This window comes from Chloroflexus sp., assembly GCF_034432675.1.
Taxonomy (GTDB): Bacteria; Chloroflexota; Chloroflexia; order Chloroflexales; family Chloroflexaceae; genus Chloroflexus.
The window spans coordinates 1-3,389 of record NZ_DAOUBI010000170.1 but is presented as its reverse complement, the minus strand read 5'-3'; the positions used below and the strand labels follow the sequence as shown (position 1 = coordinate 3,389).

Annotated in this window: 3 protein-coding genes; 2 read left to right on the top strand and 1 reads right to left on the bottom strand. The window is 57.5% G+C overall.

Annotation, left to right across the window (positions count from 1 at the left end):
* Window positions 1-598: 598 nt before the first annotated feature.
* The gene (gene bcp, locus VAE55_RS12620; RefSeq protein ID WP_012257872.1) at window positions 599-1,066 is read right to left on the bottom strand and encodes a thioredoxin-dependent thiol peroxidase; all 468 of its coding nucleotides are present in this window, start codon (window positions 1,064-1,066) and stop codon (window positions 599-601) included.
* Between the two features lie 151 nt (window positions 1,067-1,217).
* On the opposite strand from bcp, the gene VAE55_RS12615 reads away from it, so the two are divergent.
* Window positions 1,218-2,258, top strand: a complete 1,041-nt coding sequence (locus VAE55_RS12615) for a 2-dehydropantoate 2-reductase (protein WP_322816128.1) — start codon at window positions 1,218-1,220, stop codon at window positions 2,256-2,258.
* A gap of 488 nt (window positions 2,259-2,746) precedes the next feature.
* Window positions 2,747-2,890: a hypothetical protein gene (locus VAE55_RS12610; RefSeq protein WP_322816127.1), complete on the top strand. Its 144-nt coding sequence runs from the start codon at window positions 2,747-2,749 to the stop codon at window positions 2,888-2,890.
* Window positions 2,891-3,389 lie beyond the last annotated feature (499 nt).

The following is a 3,389-nucleotide window of genomic DNA, read 5'->3' as shown; positions in this document are numbered from 1 at the left end:
GCTTATTTGGGCAGCGTTGGCAGAGCGCAACGGTGCACGCGGTGATGAAGCGCACGGTTGGTGACACGCTCCGTTTGCGCAAGCGCAGTCTGCCGCGGCGTGAGCCGATCAGCAACGGATTGGTCTATACTATCCATCGGTCCGTGCGTCTCGATTGATCCGATCGTTGCAACAAAGCAATATGAAAACGATAGCGACTGCCCGTTCACCACAAGATGTATTGTTGCGCAACATGATGTAGGTGCAGGTGAGAGGAAATGTGCCCGGATCAGACTCGACAGAGCTGATTTGGCATTGGGCAAGTCTGGTCATGCGGACAATGTACCAGCCTGACACCGTGGAAGCGATTGCGGGGCGGTGATGAAGAACGATATGGTGTCGAGGTAACCGGGTAGGTTGATCAATGATCGCTGTCTAAAGACGCAGACCGGATCGTTGTACAAACCACGCTACACAACGGTTTTTCTTCTTTATCACAGGTATCACGTGTTGCGTATATAGAGTGCGGAAACAACGCTTCCGCACTCAATGTGACGCTCCTTGATCAGAGATTGTGTTATACAGCGGCGTAAATCGCTCTCGCCATGGCACGCGGCGACTATAAGCCCAGCGCTGCAAGAGCGCGTTTGACACTATCGGCGGGACTCACTTTAATTTCAGCCTGCACAATGCGACCCTCTTCATCGATGACGAAGTGGGAGCGAATGATGCCCATATATTTCTTGCCCATCATCGACTTCTCGCCCCACACCCCATACGCCTCGGCAACGCTATGCTGCTCATCGGCTAACAGGATGAAAGGCAAGTTGTGTTTCGTTTTGAATTTGGCGTGGGATTTGGTGCCATCAGGGCTGATCCCGATCACGACAGCGTTCTTCTCTTCAATGACTGGGTATGAGTCGCGGAAACCACAGGCTTGTGATGTACAACCGGGAGTATCGTCTTTGGGGTAGAAGTAGAGAATAACCCGCTTGCCGCGAAACTGGCTGAGTGAGACCGGTTCGCCGGCTTCGTTCGGAAGGGTAAAGTCGGGAGCCATCTCGCCAACTTGTGGTGGTGTTGCCATACCTTTTGTTTCCTGATCTATCGCGGATCCTGCACTATCATGCTACCACAAGTTGCACCACGAAGACACCTTACAATACCCTCCTGCTCAATGTCGTAGCAACCAGATTTTCCGCTATACTGAAGGCGAGTATGTATATGAGGAGGAATCAATGACTATCGTCATTGTCGGTGGGGGAGCTATCGGGTTGTTGCTCCTTTCACGTCTGGCCAAGGCCAGCAACGGGCAGCCGGTCGCGCTTTTGACCCGCCCAAACGGCGCAGCGACGTTGCAATCCACGCCGTTACAGGTGAGTGGTATCGGGGCATGTTCACTGACCGGTTTGACGGTTGCCGGTGCAGTAGCCGATTTACCGGTAGCGTTTCAACAACCGGCGCTGGCAATCTTGTGTGTCAAAGGCTACGATACGAACGGGGCGATTGCCACCTTACGCGACCTCAATCCTGGATCCATCCTGACGCTGCAAAATGGGCTGGGCAATGAAGAAACGCTAGCCCAGGCTTTTGGCGCGGATCGGATTATTGCCGGCGCAATTACGACCTCGGTTGACGCTACCGGACCCACGACGATTACCGTGACGAAAGCGGGAGGGATTGGGTTAGCGCCGGTAGGCGGGACAAATAATCTCACACTGGCCGAAACGGCATTGAGCAATGCAGGCTTTACTGTCCAGCGTTATCACGACTACCGCGCTATGAAGTGGTCGAAAGCGCTGTTGAATATGCTAGGAAATGCGACTGCTGCGATTCTCGATTGGTCGGTTGCGCAGGTCTACGCCGACCGCCGGCTGGTGGCACTGGAACGGGCCGCCGTGCGCGAGGCGCTGGCTGTGATGCAACGCATGGGCATACGACCGGTCAATTTGCCCCGCTATCCGGCGGCCCTACTAGCCTTCGGCATTCGCCGGCTGCCACCGATCATCCTCGATCCGATTTTGCGCCAGCGTGTAGCCGGTGGCCGGGGCGGTAAAGACCCGTCGCTGCTCCGTGATCTGCGCACGGGGCGTAGCCGTTCCGAAGGGGAGTTCTTGTACGGTGCGGTGGCCGCAGCCGCCACAGCTCACGGGTTACAGGCGCCGGTCAATGCCGGTCTCTGGCAGGTGTTGGGGGGTATCGTGCGCGGTGATCTGCGCTGGGACGATTATCGCGGTCAACCTGAACGGTTGCTGGCGGCCTGTGGGATGGCGAGGTGAGCCTGTTCTGCATCCACATCCGTCTTCGGCAGACAGTACCCTTATTATGTCATTTGACGTGCGGAGGCCATGCTTCCGCACCAACGGTCGATCTGTCAGACGAACGCTATTGAGACACATCTCATTCCCACTGGGGGCAAGAGTGATGAGAAACACGCTCTGTATCCTGCCTCGCTCCGCGCCTATAGCTATGCATTACCCACATGGCACGCTGCGTTAGGCCGGACTGCGAGCGCTCTCTGTAGCGCAGGCTCCCCGTGGCGCAGACTTCCAGCCTGCGTGGAGGCATCCTCGCCACCGCCGGCAGGTGCTGGCCGTGACCGCTGGTGCACAGGCACGAATCTCTTGCAACATAACCATCTACGCACAGGGATCGCACGCATGCCTGACCGACTCGATGAGCGGCACGAGCACATTTAGCACCCCCGTGACCAGGATGGGGAACGGTATGCCACACGCCGGATCGTGAGCGCGGCCGGCGCGGCAGCATGGCTGCCGCACTCCAAACTGCGCGACACGCGCATGACGAGCGGGTACGACAATCCATCCAGCACGTGATAGCACGGCTGGAGCGGCGCATTGTCACCGGGCCAGTCGCCCAAAACGGCATACATGGCGATCATACCCGCTGATATGCACGTGGTTGACACCAGTTGTGGGTAATGCATAGCCCCCGCTAGAGGCGGGCTGGAGTGGGGCGTGTAACCCCACCCTATTGCTGCACATAAAATACCCTTAACCAACCAGTACGCTTTCGTCCCCTCCGGCAGCGCTCCGGCACGGGTCTGCCAACCTGTACGAGGCACTGTGGCGGCCAACATAAGATAACCCAAGTTACCCCCTACGCTATGAGCAGGCCACGAAAGACTACCTGCTATGATGCACAGCACGACACTGCGCACACCATCGTGCAGCGTACCTGAATGGTATGCATCGTTTGAGTCGCAGCCAGTTCTGTAGACTCACTACGTCACGCCCATCTGGTATGCCCATCCGCCGTGTCGCTGTGGTGATAGAAGGGAGCACCTTGGGAGACGATCTATCCGCGTGCATCCACCTCACCCGCGTCCATCCGTGTTCCACCCCTCCCCCGTCGCGCTCAACGACCCGCACCGCGGTAGTGACGTAAGG